General features: G+C 72.7%; 17 protein-coding genes. 14 read left to right on the forward strand and 3 right to left on the reverse strand.

Features of this window, described 5'->3' with window-relative positions:
* Window positions 1-161 precede the first annotated feature (161 nt).
* The 4 genes from gatC to ACYVK5_RS23860 are packed head-to-tail and all read left to right on the forward strand — an operon-like array spanning window position 162 to window position 4,077.
* Window positions 162-458, forward strand: a complete 297-nt coding sequence (gene gatC, locus ACYVK5_RS23845; RefSeq protein WP_460708471.1) for an Asp-tRNA(Asn)/Glu-tRNA(Gln) amidotransferase subunit GatC — start codon at window positions 162-164, stop codon at window positions 456-458.
* A 3-nt stretch (window positions 459-461) separates the two neighbouring features.
* Complete coding sequence (gene gatA / locus ACYVK5_RS23850; protein WP_460708472.1) at window positions 462-1,988, forward strand: Asp-tRNA(Asn)/Glu-tRNA(Gln) amidotransferase subunit GatA; 1,527 nt, start codon at window positions 462-464, stop codon at window positions 1,986-1,988.
* Complete coding sequence (gatB, locus tag ACYVK5_RS23855; RefSeq protein ID WP_460708473.1) at window positions 1,985-3,496, forward strand: Asp-tRNA(Asn)/Glu-tRNA(Gln) amidotransferase subunit GatB; 1,512 nt, start codon at window positions 1,985-1,987, stop codon at window positions 3,494-3,496. Before gatA ends, gatB begins: the two co-directional genes overlap by 4 nt.
* A complete protein-coding gene (locus ACYVK5_RS23860; RefSeq protein ID WP_460708474.1) occupies window positions 3,493-4,077 on the forward strand; it encodes a GNAT family N-acetyltransferase in 585 nt (194 codons plus the stop codon). Before gatB ends, ACYVK5_RS23860 begins: the two co-directional genes overlap by 4 nt.
* 36 nt (window positions 4,078-4,113) lie before the next feature.
* On the opposite strand, the gene ACYVK5_RS23865 is transcribed toward ACYVK5_RS23860, so the two are convergent.
* A complete protein-coding gene (locus ACYVK5_RS23865) occupies window positions 4,114-4,650 on the reverse strand; it encodes a DoxX family protein (protein WP_460708475.1) in 537 nt (178 codons plus the stop codon).
* 135 nt (window positions 4,651-4,785) lie between these two features.
* Between ACYVK5_RS23865 and ilvD the strand changes: the two genes are divergently transcribed.
* The 6 genes from ilvD (at window position 4,786) to ACYVK5_RS23895 (ending at window position 11,350) form a co-directional block, all read left to right on the forward strand.
* Window positions 4,786-6,648: a dihydroxy-acid dehydratase gene (gene ilvD, locus ACYVK5_RS23870; RefSeq protein WP_460708476.1), complete on the forward strand. Its 1,863-nt coding sequence runs from the start codon at window positions 4,786-4,788 to the stop codon at window positions 6,646-6,648.
* A gap of 165 nt (window positions 6,649-6,813) precedes the next feature.
* Entirely contained in the window at window positions 6,814-7,566 is a 753-nt protein-coding gene (locus ACYVK5_RS23875) for a hypothetical protein (RefSeq protein WP_460708477.1), read from the forward strand.
* Window positions 7,557-8,810, forward strand: a complete 1,254-nt coding sequence (locus tag ACYVK5_RS23880) for a hypothetical protein (protein ID WP_460708478.1) — start codon at window positions 7,557-7,559, stop codon at window positions 8,808-8,810. The genes ACYVK5_RS23875 and ACYVK5_RS23880 overlap by 10 nt, the downstream gene beginning before the upstream one ends.
* Window positions 8,811-8,854: 44 nt before the next feature.
* A complete protein-coding gene (locus ACYVK5_RS23885) occupies window positions 8,855-9,466 on the forward strand; it encodes an ABC transporter permease (RefSeq protein WP_460708479.1) in 612 nt (203 codons plus the stop codon).
* Window positions 9,459-10,289, forward strand: a complete 831-nt coding sequence (locus ACYVK5_RS23890) for an ABC-2 family transporter protein (RefSeq protein ID WP_460708480.1) — start codon at window positions 9,459-9,461, stop codon at window positions 10,287-10,289. The genes ACYVK5_RS23885 and ACYVK5_RS23890 overlap by 8 nt, the downstream gene beginning before the upstream one ends.
* Complete coding sequence (locus tag ACYVK5_RS23895) at window positions 10,286-11,350, forward strand: ABC transporter ATP-binding protein (protein WP_460708481.1); 1,065 nt, start codon at window positions 10,286-10,288, stop codon at window positions 11,348-11,350. Before ACYVK5_RS23890 ends, ACYVK5_RS23895 begins: the two co-directional genes overlap by 4 nt.
* Here ACYVK5_RS23895 and ACYVK5_RS23900 read toward each other — a convergent pair.
* A complete protein-coding gene (locus ACYVK5_RS23900) occupies window positions 11,320-12,639 on the reverse strand; it encodes a cytochrome P450 (RefSeq protein WP_460708482.1) in 1,320 nt (439 codons plus the stop codon). The two genes, ACYVK5_RS23895 and ACYVK5_RS23900, sit on opposite strands and share 31 nt — an antisense overlap.
* Before the next feature lie 95 nt (window positions 12,640-12,734).
* Here ACYVK5_RS23900 and ACYVK5_RS23905 point away from each other — a divergent pair, with 95 nt between their 5' ends.
* The 4 genes from ACYVK5_RS23905 to yidD all read left to right on the forward strand — a co-directional run bounded on the left by ACYVK5_RS23905 (window position 12,735) and on the right by yidD (window position 16,576).
* On the forward strand, window positions 12,735-13,847 hold the full coding sequence (locus ACYVK5_RS23905; protein WP_460708483.1) for a 3-oxoacyl-ACP synthase III family protein: 1,113 nt from the start codon (window positions 12,735-12,737) through the stop codon (window positions 13,845-13,847).
* Window positions 13,844-14,650, forward strand: coding sequence for a glycosyltransferase (locus ACYVK5_RS23910; protein WP_460708484.1), 807 nt, complete (start codon window positions 13,844-13,846; stop codon window positions 14,648-14,650). Before ACYVK5_RS23905 ends, ACYVK5_RS23910 begins: the two co-directional genes overlap by 4 nt.
* On the forward strand, window positions 14,647-16,005 hold the full coding sequence (locus ACYVK5_RS23915; protein ID WP_460708485.1) for a cytochrome P450: 1,359 nt from the start codon (window positions 14,647-14,649) through the stop codon (window positions 16,003-16,005). The genes ACYVK5_RS23910 and ACYVK5_RS23915 overlap by 4 nt, the downstream gene beginning before the upstream one ends.
* Window positions 16,006-16,276: 271 nt before the next feature.
* Window positions 16,277-16,576: a membrane protein insertion efficiency factor YidD gene (gene yidD, locus ACYVK5_RS23920; RefSeq protein WP_460708486.1), complete on the forward strand. Its 300-nt coding sequence runs from the start codon at window positions 16,277-16,279 to the stop codon at window positions 16,574-16,576.
* Between the two features lie 177 nt (window positions 16,577-16,753).
* Here yidD and ACYVK5_RS23925 read toward each other — a convergent pair.
* Window positions 16,754-17,316 (reverse strand): HNH endonuclease signature motif containing protein (locus ACYVK5_RS23925; protein WP_460708487.1); only part of this gene is annotated, 563 nt, incomplete at its 5' end.

Genomic DNA, 17,316 nt, shown 5'->3' on the forward strand with positions numbered 1-17,316 from the left:
GCCGATGGTACTGCCCCCGCCAGGGGGTGGGAGAGTAGGACGCCGCCGGACCTCAATTCACGGAAGCCCCCGAGCACATGCTCGGGGGCTTCCGCCATGCCCGGAACAGGATCACCCCGCCGGCACGCAGCGCGAGCCCGCATCGCCACTAGACTTGCGGCATGTCCACCATCTCCCGAGACGAGGTCGCGCGCGTCGCGGGCCTGGCCCGGATCGACCTGCGTTCCGACGAGGTCGACCGTCTCGCGGGTGAGCTCGACGTCATCGTCGAGTCGATCGCCCGTGTCAGCCAGGTAGCCACCGCCGACGTCCCCGCGACGAGCCACCCGATCCCGCTCACGAACGTGTTCCGTGAGGATGCCCCGCAGGAGCCGCTCCCGCAGCAGGATGTCCTGGCGGCGGCCCCGGCGCAGGAGGACGGCCGGTTCCTCGTCCCGCAGATCCTCGGCGAGGAGTGAGAGATGACCAGTGACATCACGCGCCTGAGTGCGTCAGAGCTTGCCGCGGCCATCGCCGACGGCACCGTCTCCAGCGTGGAGGCCACACAGGCCCACCTGGACCGTATCGCCGCCGTCGACGGCGACCTGAACGCGTTTCTGCATGTCAGCGCTGACGAGGCGCTGGCCACCGCGGCCGGCGTCGACTCCCGGCGTGCGTCCGGCGACGAGCTCGGCCCGCTGGCCGGTGTGCCGATCGCCGTCAAGGACGTCGTCGTCACCAAGGGCCTGCCCACGACGGCCGGCTCGAAGATCCTCGAGGGCTGGGTCCCGCCGTACGACGCCACGCTCGTCCAGCGGATCAAGGCCGCCGGCCTTCCGATCCTCGGCAAGACCAACATGGACGAGTTCGCGATGGGTTCCTCCACCGAGCACTCGGCCTACGGCAACACGAAGAACCCCTGGGACCTGGAGCGGATCCCCGGCGGCTCCGGAGGCGGCTCGGCCGCCGCGGTGGCCGCCTTCGAGGCGCCTCTCGCCATCGGGACGGACACGGGCGGCTCGATCCGCCAGCCCGGAGCCGTCACCGGCACCGTGGGTGCGAAGCCCACCTACGGGGGCGTCTCGCGCTACGGCCTCATCGCCATGGCGAGCAGCCTGGACCAGGCAGGCCCGGTGACCCGCACGGTGCTGGACGCCGCCCTGCTGCACGAGCTGATCGGCGGCCACGACCCGCACGACTCCACGTCGATCGCCGAGCCGCTCCCCGCCCTCGCCGACGCCGCTCGCCGTGGCGCTGTCGGCGACCTCAAGGGCGTGCGTGTCGGCGTCGTCAAGGAACTCTCGGGTGAGGGCTACCAGGAAGGCGTCAGCGCGCGGTTCACGGAGTCGCTCGACACGCTGCGCGCGCTCGGCGCCGAGGTGGTCGAGGTCTCCTGCCCCCACTTCACCTACGCACTCGACGCGTACTACCTGATCATGCCGGCGGAGGCGTCCAGCAACCTGGCGAAGTTCGACGGCATGCGTTTCGGCCTCCGGGTCGAGCCCGCGGACGGCCCGGTTACCGCGGAGCGCGTCATGGCGGCGACCCGTGGCGCCGGCTTCGGCGACGAGGTCAAGCGACGGATCATCCTCGGCACCTACGCGCTGAGTGCCGGCTACTACGACGCGTACTACGGCAGCGCGCAGAAGGTGCGCACGCTCGTGCAGCGCGACTTCGCCGCCGCGTTCGAGCAGGCGGACGTCCTCGTGTCGCCGACGGCGCCCACCACGGCGTTCAAGTTCGGCGAGAAGCTGGACGACCCGCTGGCCATGTACCTCAACGACGTCGCGACGATCCCGGCCAACCTCGCCGGTGTGCCGGGCATGTCCGTGCCGAACGGCCTGTCCGACGACGGCCTCCCCGTCGGCTTCCAGATCCTCGCCCCGGCGAAGGCCGACGACCGCATGTACCGCGTGGGTGCCGCCCTCGAGACGGCGCTCGAGACGACCTGGGGCGGGCCGCTGCTGGCCAGGGCCCCCGAGCTGAAGACCACGGAGCTGACCCGATGACCGCCGCACCGACCACCGACCTCGTGGCCTACGACGACGCCGTGCGCCGGTACGACCCGGTGCTCGGCATCGAGGTGCACGTCGAGCTCGGCACGAGGACCAAGATGTTCTGCGCGGCCGAGGTCGAGTTCGGCGGCGCGCCGAACTCGCAGACCACTCCCGTGTCGCTGGGGCTTCCCGGCGCGCTGCCCGTGGTCAACGGCACCGCCGTCGAGTACGCGATCCGCATCGGCCTGGCCCTGAACTGCAGCATCGCGGAGTACTGCCGGTTCGCCCGGAAGAACTACTTCTACCCGGACGTCCCGAAGAACTTCCAGACCTCGCAGTACGACGAGCCCATCGCGTACGACGGCTGGATCGACATCGAGCTCGAGGACGGCGAGATGTTCCGCGTCGAGATCGAGCGGGCGCACATGGAGGAGGACGCGGGCAAGAACACGCACGTGGGCGGCGCGACCGGCCGCATCCACGGGGCGGAGTACAGCCTCGTCGACTACAACCGCGCGGGCATCCCGCTGGTGGAGATCGTCACCAAGCCCATCGAGGGCGCCGGGGAGCGGGCACCGGAGGTGGCGCGCGCCTACGTGCAGACGCTGCGCGACATCTTCCGCGCCCTCCACGTGTCCGAGGCGCGGATGGAGCGCGGCAACGTGCGCGCCGACGTCAACGTGTCCCTGCGTCCCACGCCCGACGCGCCGCTGGGCACCCGCACCGAGACGAAGAACGTCAACTCGTTCCGCTCGGTGGAGCGCACCGTGCGGCACGAGATCTCGCGCCAGGCCGGCGTCCTCGACGCGGGGGGCACCGTCGTCCAGGAGACGCGGCACTGGCACGAGGACACCGGCATCACGACGTCGGGCCGCGTGAAGTCCGACGCGGAGGACTACCGCTACTTCCCCGAGCCCGACCTGGTACCCGTCGCGCCGAGCCGCGAGTGGGTCGAGGAGATCCGCGCGACCCTGCCGGAGATGCCCGCTGCCCGCCGTCGTCGGCTGCAGAAGGAGTGGGGCTACGCCGACGCCGAGATGCGCGATGTCGTCAACGCCGGCGCCCTCGATCTGATCGAGGCGACCGTCGCCGGCGGCACCACACCGGCCGGCGCCCGCAAGTGGTGGATGGGCGAGCTCGCCCGCCGCGCCAAGCAGACCGACGTCGCGCTCGCGACCATGGCCGTCACGCCCGCCCAGATCGCCGAGCTCGAGCAGCTCATCGCGACCGGGAAGATCAACGACAAGCTGGCGCGCCAGGTGCTCGACGGCGTGCTCGCCGGGGAGGGCGACCCGGCTGCCGTCGTGCGGTCGCGCGGGCTCGGGGTCGTGTCCGACGACGGCGCCCTGCTGAGCGCCATCGACGAGGCGCTCGCCGCGCAGCCGGACATCGTGGAGAAGGTCCGCGGCGGGAACCAGGGCCCGGTGGGCGCGATCATCGGCGCGGTGATGAAGGCGACCAAGGGGCAGGCGGACGCGAAGCGCGTGCGGGAGCTCGTCCTGGAGCGGATCGCACAGTGACCAGAGGGCCGGTGCTGCACGGTGAGCTGGTGCGCCTGCGGCCGATCGAACCGCGTGACGCGGACCGTCTCTGGGAGGCGGTCCAGGACCCGGAGGGCATGCGCCTGACGGGGACCACGGCGACCTTCACGCGCGAGCAGATCGACAAGTGGGCGGCCGTCGTCTCGGACCGCCCCGGCCGGTTCGACTGGGCGGTCGTCCCCGCGGCGGTGCGCGACGGCGTTCCGGTCAGCGACGAGCTGATCGGCGAGATCGTGCTGAACGACATCGACCCGGAGGCGCGGTCCGCGAACCTGCGGTTGCAGATGCTGCCGAACTACCGCGGCCGCGGGTACGGGCGCGAGGCGATCGAGGAGGTGCTCCGGTTCGCCTTCGCCGGCGGGCCGGAGCATCCCGGCCCCCGGCTGCACCGGGTGGGGCTCGACGTGCTGAGCATCAACCCGCGGGCCAAGGCCCTGTACGAGTCGCTCGGCTTCCGCGAGGAGGGGCGGCTGCGGGACGTCTACCCGGACGGCGACGGCTGGTCGGACGCGTACGTGATGAGCGTCCTGGAGGACGAGTACTCGAGCCTGGCCGACTGACCGGGCGGCGGCGGTCCGGGCTCCGCCGCCGCTCCGTCAGCGGAGCCAGGTCCGGGTGCCGGGGATGCCCGAGGCCGCCCAGGCGCGGCCGAAGCCCCACACGTCGCCGGCGCGCGTGGCCGCCAGCGTCACCACGAGAGCGGCGTAGACCACGTGCGTGTCGACGATCGGGTTGTTCGACCCGGGCGCGAACGTCCATGCCGAGAGCCACAGCAGCGTCATGATGAGTGCGCCCGAGACGGCGGCGACCCGCAGTCCGATGCCCAGCAGCAGGGCGAGGCCCGTGCCGGCCATCCCGGCGATGAACAGGACATCGGAGACCGGGCTCGCGAGGCCGCCGAAGAAGCTGCCGAGTGGGCCCTGCACGTGGCCCAGGTAGCCGGCGGTGGGCGAGCTGCCCGTGGTGAACCAGGCGGCGTCGGCGGGTGTGGCGTAGCCGAGTCCGAACGACTTGTCGAGCGCGGGCCACAGGAACACGACGCCGAGGAGGATGCGGCACACGGCGAGCATCCTGACGGCGGGTGAGTCGGGGACGGTCCGGGAGGCGGAGGGCGCTGTCTTGGTGGAGGTCATGCGCCGAATCGTGGGGGGTGCCGGGTCTGTGCGGCAGCACCTAAAACGTTTATATTACGAAGATCTTACGAGGCGCGGTGTCCGTACTGTGGCTGAGGAGTGTCAGGTGTCGGACAGCGGGACTATCGTGCCTGCATGAGTCGTCCGCTGCGATCCCGTACCTCCACGCACGGCCGGAACATGGCCGGCGCCCGCGCCCTGTGGCGTGCCACCGGCATGGGTTCGGAGGACTTCGGCAAGCCGATCATCGCGATCGCGAACTCGTACACGCAGTTCGTGCCGGGTCACGTGCACCTCAAGGACATGGGCGACCTCGTGGCGGGTGCCATCCGCGAGGCCGGAGGGGTGGCGAAGGAGTTCAACACCATCGCCGTCGACGACGGCATCGCGATGGGCCACGGCGGCATGCTCTACTCGCTCCCGAGCCGCGACCTCATCGCCGACTCGGTGGAGTACATGGTCAACGCGCACACCGCCGACGCGCTGGTGTGCATCTCCAACTGCGACAAGATCACGCCCGGCATGCTCAACGCCGCGCTGCGGCTGAACATCCCGGCGGTCTTCGTCTCCGGCGGGCCGATGGAGGCCGGCAAGGCGGTCGTGGCCGACGGCGTCGCCAGGACGTCCCTCAACCTCATCAACGCGATCAACTACTCGGCCGACGAGAACGTGGGCGACGACGCCCTCGGCCTGGTCGAGGAGAACGCCTGCCCCACGTGCGGGTCGTGCTCGGGCATGTTCACGGCGAACTCGATGAACTGCCTCACGGAGGCGCTCGGGCTGTCCCTGCCGGGCAACGGCTCCACGCTCGCCACGCACACCGCGCGCAAGGACCTCTTCCTGAACGCGGGCCGCACCATCGTGGACCTGACGCGCCGCTTCTACGAGGACGAGGACGACACCGCCTCGCCGCGCGGGATCGCGACGAAGGACGCCTTCATGAACGCGATGGCGCTCGACGTCGCCATGGGCGGCTCGACGAACACGGTGCTGCACGTCCTCGCCGCCGCCCAGGAGGCGGAGGTCGACTTCACGCTCGCCGACATCGAGGAGCTCAGCCGCCGGGTGCCGTGCCTGAGCAAGGTGGCGCCCAACCACCCGGACTACCACATGGAGGACGTGCACCGGGCGGGCGGCATTCCCGCGCTGCTCGGCGAGCTGGACCGGGCCGGGCTGCTGGCGCGCGAGGTCACCACCGTGCACACCCCCACGATGACCGAGTGGCTCGACGACTGGGACATCCGCAGCGGCAAGGCCACCGACGAGGCGCTCGAGCTGTTCCACGCCGCGCCCGGCGGCGTGCGGACCACGCAGGCGTTCTCGACGTCGAACCGCTGGGAGTCGCTCGACACGGACGCGGCCGAGGGCTGCATCCGCGACGTCGAGCACGCGTACACCGTCGAGGGCGGGCTCGCCGTGCTGCGCGGCAACATCGCCGAGGACGGCGCCGTGTTCAAGACGGCGGGCGTCGATCCCGACGTGTTCCGGTTCCGCGGCCGCGCGCTGGTGTGCGAGTCGCAGGACGAGGCGGTCGAGAAGATCCTGTCGAAGCAGGTCGAGCCGGGCCACGTCGTCGTCGTGCGCTACGAGGGACCGGCCGGTGGTCCGGGCATGCAGGAGATGCTGTACCCGACGTCGTTCATCAAGGGCCGGGGCCTCGGCAAGCAGGTCGCGCTCATCACCGACGGCCGCTTCTCGGGCGGTTCCAGCGGGATCTCCGTGGGGCACGTCTCCCCGGAGGCGGCCGCGGGCGGCACGATCGGGCTGGTCGAGGACGGTGACGAGATCTCGATCGACGTCGAGGCGCGGTCCATCGTGCTGCACGTGCCCGACGACGTGCTGGCGGAGCGGCGCCTGAAGATGGAGTCGTCCGAGCACCCCTGGCAGCCCGCCGCGCGCGACCGGTACGTGTCGCCCGCGCTGCGCGCCTACGCCGCGCTCGCCACCAGCGCGGACAAGGGAGCGGTGCGGGACCTGTCCCGGCTTCCGGCCCGCTGACGATTCCCGATATTTACCCTTCGTTCGCCCTATTGCTTACTATGAATCAGTAAAGTCCGCTGTGCCACGACGGTGCCCGGCGGAACTCGTCCGAGTGACGTCGTGGTCACGCGTGGCAGGCGCCCGGAGATCCCGGACGCCCCATCGGACAGCGAGGAGTACGCAATGAACAAGATCGGTACGGCGGTGCGCGGCAGTGTCGCCTGCGTGGCCGCGGCCATGATGATCGGGATGGGCAGCGCACCGGCCGCCGCCGCCGCCGACTCGTCGGACCTCCGGCGACTCGTGGAACTCACCCCCGGTGCGACCCAGAGCCAGGTGGTGGCGGCGGTCAAGGACGTCGCGCGGACCGAGGGCGTCACGTTCGACGCGGCCGTCGACCAGGCGCTCGCCGAGACGGAGCGGGCGACCTCGGAGCCGAGCACGGTCGCCGGGGGCGGTCTGCGCGCGGCGGCGTCGTCCGACCCGGGCGGCGGCGACGTGCTGCTGGGCAGCGCACAGCGCCGGGGTGACGTGTTCTGGTCGCCGTCGTCGACGGCCGGCGTGGAGCACGGTCACGACGGCATCTACTACACCACCAGCTCGATCGTGGAGGCGCCGGGTACCGGCGAGCTGAGCCGCCTCGTCTCGGCCGCGCAGCGCTACGTCCCCGAGGGCTCGCTGAAGCAGGCCGTCTCCGCCACGACGGCGCAGCGCGAGAGCGCGGCGGACTACGCCCACGACGCCATGCTCGGCCGGGAGTACAACGTCATCTTCTGGGCCAACAAGTCGTACGACGGCGCGGTCAACTGCTCGCAGCTCGTGTGGGCGACCTACCACGCGACCAGCGGCATCGACCTCGACGGCAACGGCGGCTGGGGTGTCTACCCGAACGACATCCGCGACTCGTCGCTGACCTCCACCTACGCGTGGCTCTGAGAAATCTCCGGCGTGCCGGGGCGGCGGCGGTCGTCGCCGCCCTGGCGCTCGCCGGATGCCAGGGGCCGGGCGAGCCCGAACCCTTCCGCCTCGGTGAGTCGGTGGAGCCCGAGGCGGCCGTCCGGCTCGGTGACGCGCGGCTGGCGTTCTACCTGTCGCCGCAGTACACGTCCCTCGCCGAGGGGCACGACGAGGCGTTCGTGGTCCTCGCCGGCGCGGACGGCAGCACACGGGCGATCCGGACCACCGGGATGGACGGCGGCCGGCTCGCCTGGACGGGCGAGGGTCTCTTCTTCGCCGACGCCGAACGCGACTACCTGCTCGACGAGTCGGGGCTGAGCGCCACGCCCAGCGCGAAACCCGACGGGCAGGTGTCGCTCCACCAGGTCGGCGACGCCGTCGTCGGCCTCTACAACGAGGGGTTCACCGAGGACGGCGGGTACCGGGAGCACGTCGTCGAACATCGTGACGGGGCCTCGGCGTCGCGGCCCGTGGAGGGGGCGTTCTGGACGGTAGCCCGGTGCGAGGACGCCGTCTACGGGTGGACCCGCGCCATGGGTCCGGCGCTCGAGGAGTATCCCGCCGGGGCCGACGGCGGTGCGCCCGCCCTGCTGACCCGGCTGTGGCCGGGCGACGCCGAGGTCGTGGCGACCGCGCCCGTGGCGGCCGACGCCCCCGACGACACGGCGTCGGACGCGCCGTGCGCCGACGGGGTCGTGCACGTCCTGACCGCCGTGCCGTACGGGGAGGCGGACGCTGACGGCGTGCGCCCGCCGCGCACCGTGCTGCGCTCCTGGGACACCGGCTCCGGCGAGCGGACCGACCACGAACTCGTGGACACGGCGGGAGAGCCGCTCGGCCTGATGGTCGACGACATGCTGTTCGCCCAGTACGACGGCGCGTCCGTCGCGGGCGGCGAACTGCGCTGGCTCGGGGCCGACGGCACGGTGCGGGCGACGGAACTCGGCTCGGGACGCACCCGGGAGCTGTTCGCGGCCGCGGACCCCGGCGGCGACCAGGTGGTCGCCGAACGACGCGCGGTGTTCGCCCGCGACGCGATGTTCGTGCTGGAGATTCCCCGGGACCCGGCAGGCGACCTGGTGCTGGTCCGTCATGCGGGCGACGACGGCGCGCGCGAGGAGCTGCTGCGCGTGGCGGGCGTCGCGGGTGAGCTGGGCGTCGACATGGTGCTGCGGGGTGTCGCGCTCCCACCGGAGCTGACGGGCGAGGAGCCGCGGCGGTAAATTCGCGGGACTCGCGGCACGAGGACCGGTAGGGTCCGGCGATTGTGCGTGTCTACGCCAGGATCCTCGCTGCGGGCTTCCGCACACAGTCGCGCTACCTTCCCGCCGCCTTCGCCGGGCTGCTCGCCAATGCGACGTTCGGCCTGCTCAAGTCCGGCATCCTGCTGACGCTCGTGGACGGCGGCGGAGGCGAGATCAACGGCTACACCGCCGGGACGATGGCCGCCTACGTCTGGCTGAGCCAGGGCCTGCTCGGGTCGGTGAACATCTGGACCCTGCCCAGCTCCGCACACCGCATCAAGTCCGGCGACATCGCCGTCGACTTCCTGCGTCCCGTGGACGTGCAGCTCGCGAGCATCGCCGACGACGTCGGTCGTGGCGTGTTCGCGCTGATCCCGCGCGGCATCCCGAGTGTGGGCGTGGGCGTGCTCCTGGTGGGCATGGCGATGCCGGCCGAGGTGCTGCCGTACGTGCTCGGCGTGATGAGCCTGCTGCTCGGGATCACGCTCTCGCACTCCCTGGCCTACCTGCTCGGCACGGCCGGGTTCTGGCTCGTCGAGGTCGCCGCGCAGGCGGGCTGGCTCGCGCTCGCGCTCGCGGCGGGCCAGGTGGCGACCCGGCTCGGGCGGCGGAAGCTGGAGGTGCAGGGTGGGTGACACGATGACCGGCCGGATCGGCCGGCTCCTGCGGCCCTACCGCGTCGTGCTCGCGTCGCGGATCCGCGCGCAGCGCGCCTACCGCACGAGCTTCCGGGCCGACCTGTTCGGCACCGCGATCGTCGGGCTGACGGAGATGGCCGAGGTGATCGTGCTGTTCTCGGCCGCGAACGGCACCCTGGGCGGGCTCGACCTCAAGCAGGCGCTTCTCGTGTTCGGGCTCGCCGAGCTGGCGTTCTCGAACGCGGACATGCTGTTCGGGCACGTCGACAGCCTCGCGCAGCAGGTCCGGGCCGGGACCGTCGACATCCTGTACCTGCGGCCGCAACCGCTGCTCGCACAGCTCGTCACGAGCGACATCAGCCTGCGGCGCCTGGGACGCACGGCGCTCGCCGTCGTCGTGCTGACCTGGGCGCTCGCCGTGAACGACATCGACTGGGGCCTGCGCGCGGTCGCGTTGCTGGCGCTGGCACTCGTGTGCGGGTTCGCGATCTTCTGCGCCAACTTCGTCGCGGCGGGCGGCCTGCAGTTCTTCCTGCTCAACGCGGAGCAGGTGACCAACGCCTTCGTGTACGGCGGGCGGCACGCGTCCACGCAGCCCGCCACCGTGTGGGTGCGCGGCATCACGGTGATCTTCGGGTTCGTGTTTCCGATGGCGTTCTGCGCGTACCTGCCCGCAATGCTGCTGCTCGGGGAGCCCGGCGCCGAATGGCTGCCCGCGTGGCTCGGATGGTTCGCGCCCGCGGCGGCGCTGTGGGCGTGGATCCTCGCACTGCTCGCCTGGGTGGCAGGCGTACGGCACTACCAGGGAGGTGGCGGATGAGCGGGACGACGCCGGAGACAGCGAGCCCGGACATGAGCCCGGAGGCGACCCGGCCACGAGCGACGGTCCGGGGACCGGCGGACCGCGGGACGCCGTCGTCGGACACGATCGTGGAGGTGCGCGACCTGAGCCGCGACTTCCGGGTGCGGGAGGGGCTGAAGGTGCGGCGGGTGACCGCCGTCGACCACATGACCTGGAGCATCGCGCCGGGCGAGGCGGTCGGGTACATCGGCGCCAACGGCGCCGGGAAGTCCACCACCATCAAGATGCTCGCGGGCATCCTCGTGCCCACCGCCGGCGAGGTGATCACATGCGGGCTCCGGCCGGTCAAGGACCGCAAACGGCTCGCCCGGCGGATCGGGGTGGTGTTCGGGCAGCGGTCGCAGCTGTGGTGGGACCTGCCGGTGCGGGAGTCGTTCGCCATCCTGGCGGCGATCCACTCGCTGTCCCGCGCGGAGGAACGAGCGCGCACCCACGAGCTCGTCGAGACCCTCGACATGGGCGACTACCTCGGCACACCCGTGCGCCAGCTGTCGCTCGGGCAGCGGATGCGCGCCGAGGTCGCGGCAGCGCTGCTGCACCGGCCCGAGCTCCTCATCCTCGACGAGCCGACCATCGGGCTGGACGTGCTGTCCAAACAGCGGCTGCGCGAGTTCCTGGTGCGGGAACGGGCGCAGCACGGCACCACCCTGCTGCTCACCACGCACGACATGGGAGACGTCGAGCGGCTGTGCGACCGGATCCTCGTCGTGGACCACGGACGCCTCGCCTACGACGGGACCCTCGACGGGCTCGGGCGGAAGGTCGGGGCCGAGCGGGTCCTGATCGTCGACCTCGCGGAGCCGCGCGACGAGCTGGCGGCGCCGGGCGCGCGACACCTGCGCAGCGAGGGCGGCGGCCTCCGGCAGCAGCTCGCGTTCGACCCCGCCACGACGACCGCGGCCCGCGTGCTCGCGGCCGTCTCCGAACAGGCCGAGGTGCTGGACCTGACGATCGCCGAGCCGGACATCGAGGACGTGGTGCGCCGCATCTACGAACGGGCGACCACGAGCTCCTCGTAGCCCGGCACGATCACCCGCCGGGCGGCACGGCGGCGGACCACGCGGAGCGGGACGGCACCGTCCCCCGGCCACAGCGCGCCGAGCAGCGCGGCGATCTCCGCGCGGGCGAGGGCCGCGCCCAGGCACAGATGCCGGCCCGCGCCGAACCAGAGCTGCCGGGTCTCCCGGACGTACTCGCGGTCCGCGCGGAACGGACCCGCCGCCGCGTTCGCCGACCAGACCAGCAGCATGATCCGCTCGCCCGCACGCAGGCGGGCGCCGCCGATCTCGACGTCCCGGGAGACACCACGCCCGATCACCGACGCGGGACTCGTCACGCGCAGGCCTTCCCGGACCACCGGCTCCCAGGGATCGTCCGCGCCGTCCCCGGCCCCGTGGTCCCCGGCCGCGGCCACCCCGGCCGCGGCCCGTCCGAGCCGCCGGAGCACGGAGTGCTGCTCACCGGTGTCGATCAGGAGCGCCACCGTGCGCATCATGGCGCTCGCGGACGTCTCCGTCCCGGCGACCATGAGCAGGCTCGCCAGGCCGGTGGTCTCCTCCAGGCCCAGCCCGAGTTCCCGGGCCCGGCCGAGCAGACGCGACGGAGGCGCGGTGCGGAAGGCGTGCGGGACGCCGACGGTCAGCTCGTCGGTGATGAGCTTCGCCTCGGAGATCGCGGCCGCGGATAGTGTGGTGGACCCAGCGGTGCCCAGGGCGAGTTTCGCGAGCCGTTCGCCGGTGCGGAAGGCAGCGAGCGCGTTGTCGTCGCGGGGCCCCTCCGGACGGCCGGACCTGTCGTCGCGACCACGTGGGCGATCGCCGCCGTCGTCGCCGTCCGGCGCCGGGATGCCGAGCAGCTCGATCATCATGCGGCCCACGAGCACGCGCGCGGTATGGGCGATGTCGACGGTCCCGCCCTCGGCGAGCCGGCGACCGACGTCGTCCAGGACCAGGCCCCACGCCTCCGTGACCAGCCCGGCCGCCGTCCTCTCGGTGAAGAGGTCGCGGGCGCGGGTACGAAGGTCGTGGTGGCCGGGTCCGTCGAACAGGTCGCGCACCCACTCGCCGAGGATCTGCGCCCAGAGATCGCCGACGCCGCCCTCGCCCACCATCGTGAACGAGCGGTGGTCCTTGAGGACCTCCCGCGCGACCACGGGATCGCCGGTCACCCATCCGATGCCGGGGACCCTGCGGATCGCGGGCCCGGGCAGGCGGGCGAGACCCTGCCCGGCGAGCAGCAGTCCGGCCATTCCGGGCCTGGCCCGCCAGAGCAGGCCGAGCTCGTGTCGCGTGGTGGGCAGCGGTGTCATGAGGAGAGTGTGCCGTGCCGAGACGGACTTTCACGGCGAACTGTCGCGGCGGACTTTTGCGGGTGGTGTCCGTCAGGGTCGCTACCGTGTGCCAGGTGCCGATCGAAACCACGGCCGCCGTCGAGCCATCGACCGCCGTCGTACCGGAGCTGATGCAGCCCGTCGCCAGGGTTGCGGGCGTCGCCTTCCACCTGCCCGCCGACACGCGTGACGTCGCCGCGGCCGAGCGGGAGCTGCACCAGCGGAACCCGGGCGTCGCGCCGCGGACTCCGCTGGTGTCCCGCCTCACCGGCGCGCGGACCGTGCATGTCGCCGCCGACGACGAGCAGGCGTCCGACCTCGCGGTCGCGGCCGCGCGGAAGCTGCTGGCCGGTGCGGGACTGGCGGCGTCGGACGTGGACCTGCTGATCTTCGCGTCCGCGTCGCAGGACATGGTCGAGCCCGCCACCGGGCACATCACTGCCGCGAAGCTGGGCGCGTCGTGCCCGGTGATGGACGTGAAGAACGCCTGCAACTCGGTGCTGAACGGCATCGAGGTGGCCGAGGCCCTGATCGGCACGGGGCGGTACCGCCGCGTGCTGATCGCGTGCGGCGAGATGCCGAGCCGCGCTGTGCGCTGGGACCTGCCCGACCGGGCGACGTATGCGCTGTCGGCGCCGGGCTACACGATGTCGGACGCCGGCGCGGCGGTGCTCGTCGAGACGGCGGAGGACGCGGCCGGGCTCGACGCGGAGCTCGCGGACCTGGCGGGCGAGGCGCCGTCGGGCATCCTGGCCTCGGCGTTCGCGGCGGCCTCCCGGCACTGGGACGTCGGGATGCTGCCGGGCGGCGGGACGTTCAACCCGCGTGATCCGGAACGCAGCTACTTCGAGATCGACGGGTCGCGGCTGCGGGAGGCGTTCGACGAGCTCGGGCCGGAGGTGGTCGTCGAGGCCATGGCGAAGGCCGGCGTGACCTGGGACGACGTCGGGTTCGTGGCGGTACATCAGGTCGCCGTGGCCTACCTGGACGACGTCTTCCGGAGCCTCGGCGTGCCGCGGGAACGCGCGATCGTGACCATCTCCGACCACGGCAACGTGGCCTCGGCGACCCTGCCGCTGCAGCTCGGCCTGGCCGAGCAGACCGGGCGGCTCCGGCGCGGGGACGTGGCGCTGCTGGTCGGGCTCGCCGGCGGGATCAGCATGGGTGCGATGGTGGTGCGCTGGTGAGCGGGGATGCGCACCGGGGCGCCGGCGTTGACGTGTGGACGGCCCGGCTCGCCGTCGTCGTGCCGGCGCTGAACGAGGCGCACGAGTACGGGGTCGCGCGCACGCTCGAGGCGCTGGATGCGCAGGAGGACGACGACTTCGACCTCGTCGTGGTGGACAACGGGTCCACGGACGGGACCGTCGAGGTGGTGCACGCGACGATCGCGCGGCTCGGGCGTACGGCCCGGTGGCGGGTGGTGCACGAACCGCAGAAGGGGACGGGTGCCGCGGCCGACACGGGGATGCGGGAGGCGATCGCCGCAGGGGCGGGGCTCCTGGCCCGGACCGACGCCGACTGCCTGCCGCCGCCAGGGTGGACGTGGGCGGTCAGGAACGCGTTCTTCGTCGGGGACGAGCTCATCGCGGGCCGGCTCCTGCCGCGCACGGACGACCGCCCGGTGTCGCGCGTCCAGCAATCCGTGCTGGCGGGTGTCGTGTGGCTGGCGAGCGCGTTCGGCAAGGTCCGGCCCGGGAATCGTGATGAGGGGTACCTGGGGCCGTACGTGATGGCGCCCGGCTGCAACATGGCGATCACGGCGGACCTGTACGAGCGGGCGGGCGGGTTCCCGCGCACCAGGATCGAGGACGTCCACGAGGATCGCGCCCTGGTCAATGCGGTGCGCCGCCTGACCGCCGCGTACGGAGAGCACCGGGACGTGTGGGTGCGGGCCTCCACGCGGCGGGTGCACGCCTGGGGCGTCGTGCGGACGCTGGGCTGGTACGCGGACCACCGGTACCGGCCCGAGGTGGTGGACATCCGGTGACGGGCGAGCCGCGTGCGGGCGAGCCGCGTGCGGGCGAGGCGGGGGCGGGCGAGGCGGGGGCGGGCGAGGCGCGCTGGGAGGAGCGTGTCCAGCGGGCGGCGCATCCTCTCGCGTATCCGGCGGTGCGGTCGCTGCGGGATCGGCCCGTGGCGCGGGTGCCGCGGGTCGGGCTCGTGGTGAGCGACGCCGCCGTCGCGCGGGAGGTGCTGCTCGATGTCGACCACTTCTCGAAGGTGGGGCCGGGATCGCCGTCGGACCTGTGGACCCCGATCCTGGGGCCGTCCGTGCTGCTGAACATGGAGGGCGCGGAACACGTGGCGATGCGGCGCGCGCTCGGGCCGATCTTCTCGCCGCGGGTGGTGCGGGAGCTGGTCGGGGCGGCGACGGGCGGGGCGGTGCCGGGTGGGGGCGAGCCCGGTGAGGCCGGGTCGGCGGTGCCGGCGGACGGCGGTGCGCTGCCGGCGATGGCGGCCCGGCTCGATGCGGGGGAGACGGTGGACCTCGCGCAGGTCGTCGCGGCCCAGGCCGGGGCCGTGATCTGCGGGCTGGTGGGACTGCCGCCCACGGATGCGGCGGTGCGGGAATCGATGGCGGCGGCGCAGGCGGTCACGGGGATGGTGCGGCTGCATCGACGTCAGCTGACGGCGTCGCAGGTGACGCATGCGCGGCGGGTGCTGGGGGAGCTGACATCGCCTGCACGGGAGGCGTATCGCGCGGGCGACGAGTCGACCGTGCCCGGACGGATGCGCGGACTCGGGCTGTCGGAGCGTGAGGCGATGGGCGCGGTCGGGGCGTTCGTGCTGACCGGGACCGAGACGATCCAGTCGTTCGTTCCGCGGCTGCTCGCGATCGCGCACGACACCGGGTGGATGGGGAGGCTGCTCGGGACCGGTGGGGGTGCGGGCCGGGGGCGCGGCGCGGGGGAGTCGGGCTCCTCGGGAGATCCGTCGGGGGGAGATCTGCGCCGTCGTGTGGTCGAGGAGGCCCTGCGCGTGACCGTGCCCACTCCGGCGATGCTGCGTTCCGTGCGGGCCGACGCCGTCGTCGGCGGGAAGCGGGTGCGTGCCGGGGACCGGGTCGTGATCGCGACCGTGAACTGCTGTCGTGCCGCCGGCGGGTTCGACCCGGACCGGGCGGTCGACCCCGACGTGCGGCACTTGTGGTTCGGGGCGGGCCCGCACTTCTGCCTGGGGATGCCGCTGGCGATGGCGCAGGTGGAGGCGGTGCTCGACGCGCTCGCGCCGCTGACGGAGACGGGCCGGCACGTCGTGGTCGGACGACGACGGCCCGCGCGCGGCGTGCTCGTACCGGCCTACCGTGGGCTCGAGCTCATGCTTGCCGAACGGATGTCCTAGGCTCCCGCCCGTGGTGGACAACTGCGACCTGAGCTGCGACGGATGCGGCGACGCGGGCGGCGGCGGGGACCCCTGGGGCTCGGATCCGTCCGAGCGGTCGCCTTGTTGGTGCAATCCGTGTGACGTGTTGGAATACATTCCGTGTGACGGCCTCTGGCCCGAGCGCCGGCCCCGGGCGGACGGCGAGCGGCGTCGACGTCTCGGGCGGTCGGCGGCGGGGCCGGAGGGTGCGGCGGGTCTGGAGGATGAGGCGGGGCCGGACCGACCGTCGTTGCCACGACGCATCGTCGATCGCGTCGCGCTGGGCAAGGTGCCCGACGGCGTCACGCCGCGCCCTATGCACTGGTGGTGCGGATCCCGTCAGGTCGGGGTCGGCGCGATCCGCCTGTACCAGCGGCGAATCTCGCCACGCCTCCCGACGCGCTGCCGCTACGTGCCTACCTGCAGCGCGTACGGCCTGGAGGCCGTGCGGTCCTACGGGCTCCTCCTCGGTTCGAGGCTTGCGCTGGGGCGCATCCACCGATGCACGCGTGACGTGACGCACGGGACGCGGGACCTCGTGCGGGCATGACGCCCGGCGTGTCCGTGGTGCGCCTGTCCGGCTGGCCGGGTCTGCCGCGCGACGCGTGGATCTCGTTCGCGACGTCGCGGTGACGCGTCGGTCCCGGGTCGTGAGGCCGGGTTCCGGGTCGGATCGGCGGCGGGTCGGGCAGGGCATGCCAGGGCAGGGGCTGGCGTCGAGGGGGGATCAGAACGGGGGTGGGGCGGATGCTGTTGGTCCTGTTCCCGGTCCTGGTGTGGGTTCTGGTCCTGGTGGTGGTTGGGGTGGTGTGGCGAGTGTCATGCCTGATGTCAGGGCGTAGCGGATGGTGGGGTCCACGATGGTGGGCTCGACGACGGCCGTCGTGCCGGTGGGCGTGACCCAGCGCGTGATCCCGGTGTCGGGGTCGCGGACGACATGCCAGTTGGCATGGGTTTTAAGGTTATGGTGCTTTCTGCAGAGGGTGTGCAGGTTGCCGGCGCGGGTCTGGCCGGGCTCGCCGGGCCGGTAGCGATGGTCGGGGTCGAAGGGCTGGATGTGGTCCAGGTCGGCTGCGGTGCGCCCGCCGGTGGTGGCGGGTCGGTGGCAGCCGGGGAATCGGCAGGTCTGGTCGCGGGTCGCCACCGCGGCCCGCAGCGTGATGCCCGGGGTGTACGTGCGGGTGGAGTAGTCGGTCAGGATCCCGGAGACGGGGTCGGTCAGCAGCCGCCGCCAGGTGGCGTCGGTGGCGATGCGGGCGGCCGCGTCGGCGGGGATGGGGCCGATGCCCT

The sequence above is a fragment of the Myceligenerans halotolerans genome (assembly GCF_054782975.1).

Excerpts from the sequence above, each read along its gene's own strand:
- ACYVK5_RS23875 (WP_460708477.1), top strand. The coding sequence starts at position 6,814 with ATGAACAAGATCGGTACGGCGGTGCGCGGCAGTGTCGCCTGCGTGGCC.
- ACYVK5_RS23895 (WP_460708481.1), top strand. The coding sequence starts at position 10,286 with ATGAGCGGGACGACGCCGGAGACAGCGAGCCCGGACATGAGCCCGGAG.
- ilvD (WP_460708476.1), top strand. The coding sequence starts at position 4,786 with ATGAGTCGTCCGCTGCGATCCCGTACCTCCACGCACGGCCGGAACATG.
- gatB (WP_460708473.1), top strand. The coding sequence starts at position 1,985 with ATGACCGCCGCACCGACCACCGACCTCGTGGCCTACGACGACGCCGTG.
- gatA (WP_460708472.1), top strand. The coding sequence starts at position 462 with ATGACCAGTGACATCACGCGCCTGAGTGCGTCAGAGCTTGCCGCGGCC.
- ACYVK5_RS23900 (WP_460708482.1), bottom strand. The coding sequence starts at position 12,639 with ATGACACCGCTGCCCACCACGCGACACGAGCTCGGCCTGCTCTGGCGG.
- gatC (WP_460708471.1), top strand. The coding sequence starts at position 162 with ATGTCCACCATCTCCCGAGACGAGGTCGCGCGCGTCGCGGGCCTGGCC.
- ACYVK5_RS23865 (WP_460708475.1), bottom strand. The coding sequence starts at position 4,650 with ATGACCTCCACCAAGACAGCGCCCTCCGCCTCCCGGACCGTCCCCGAC.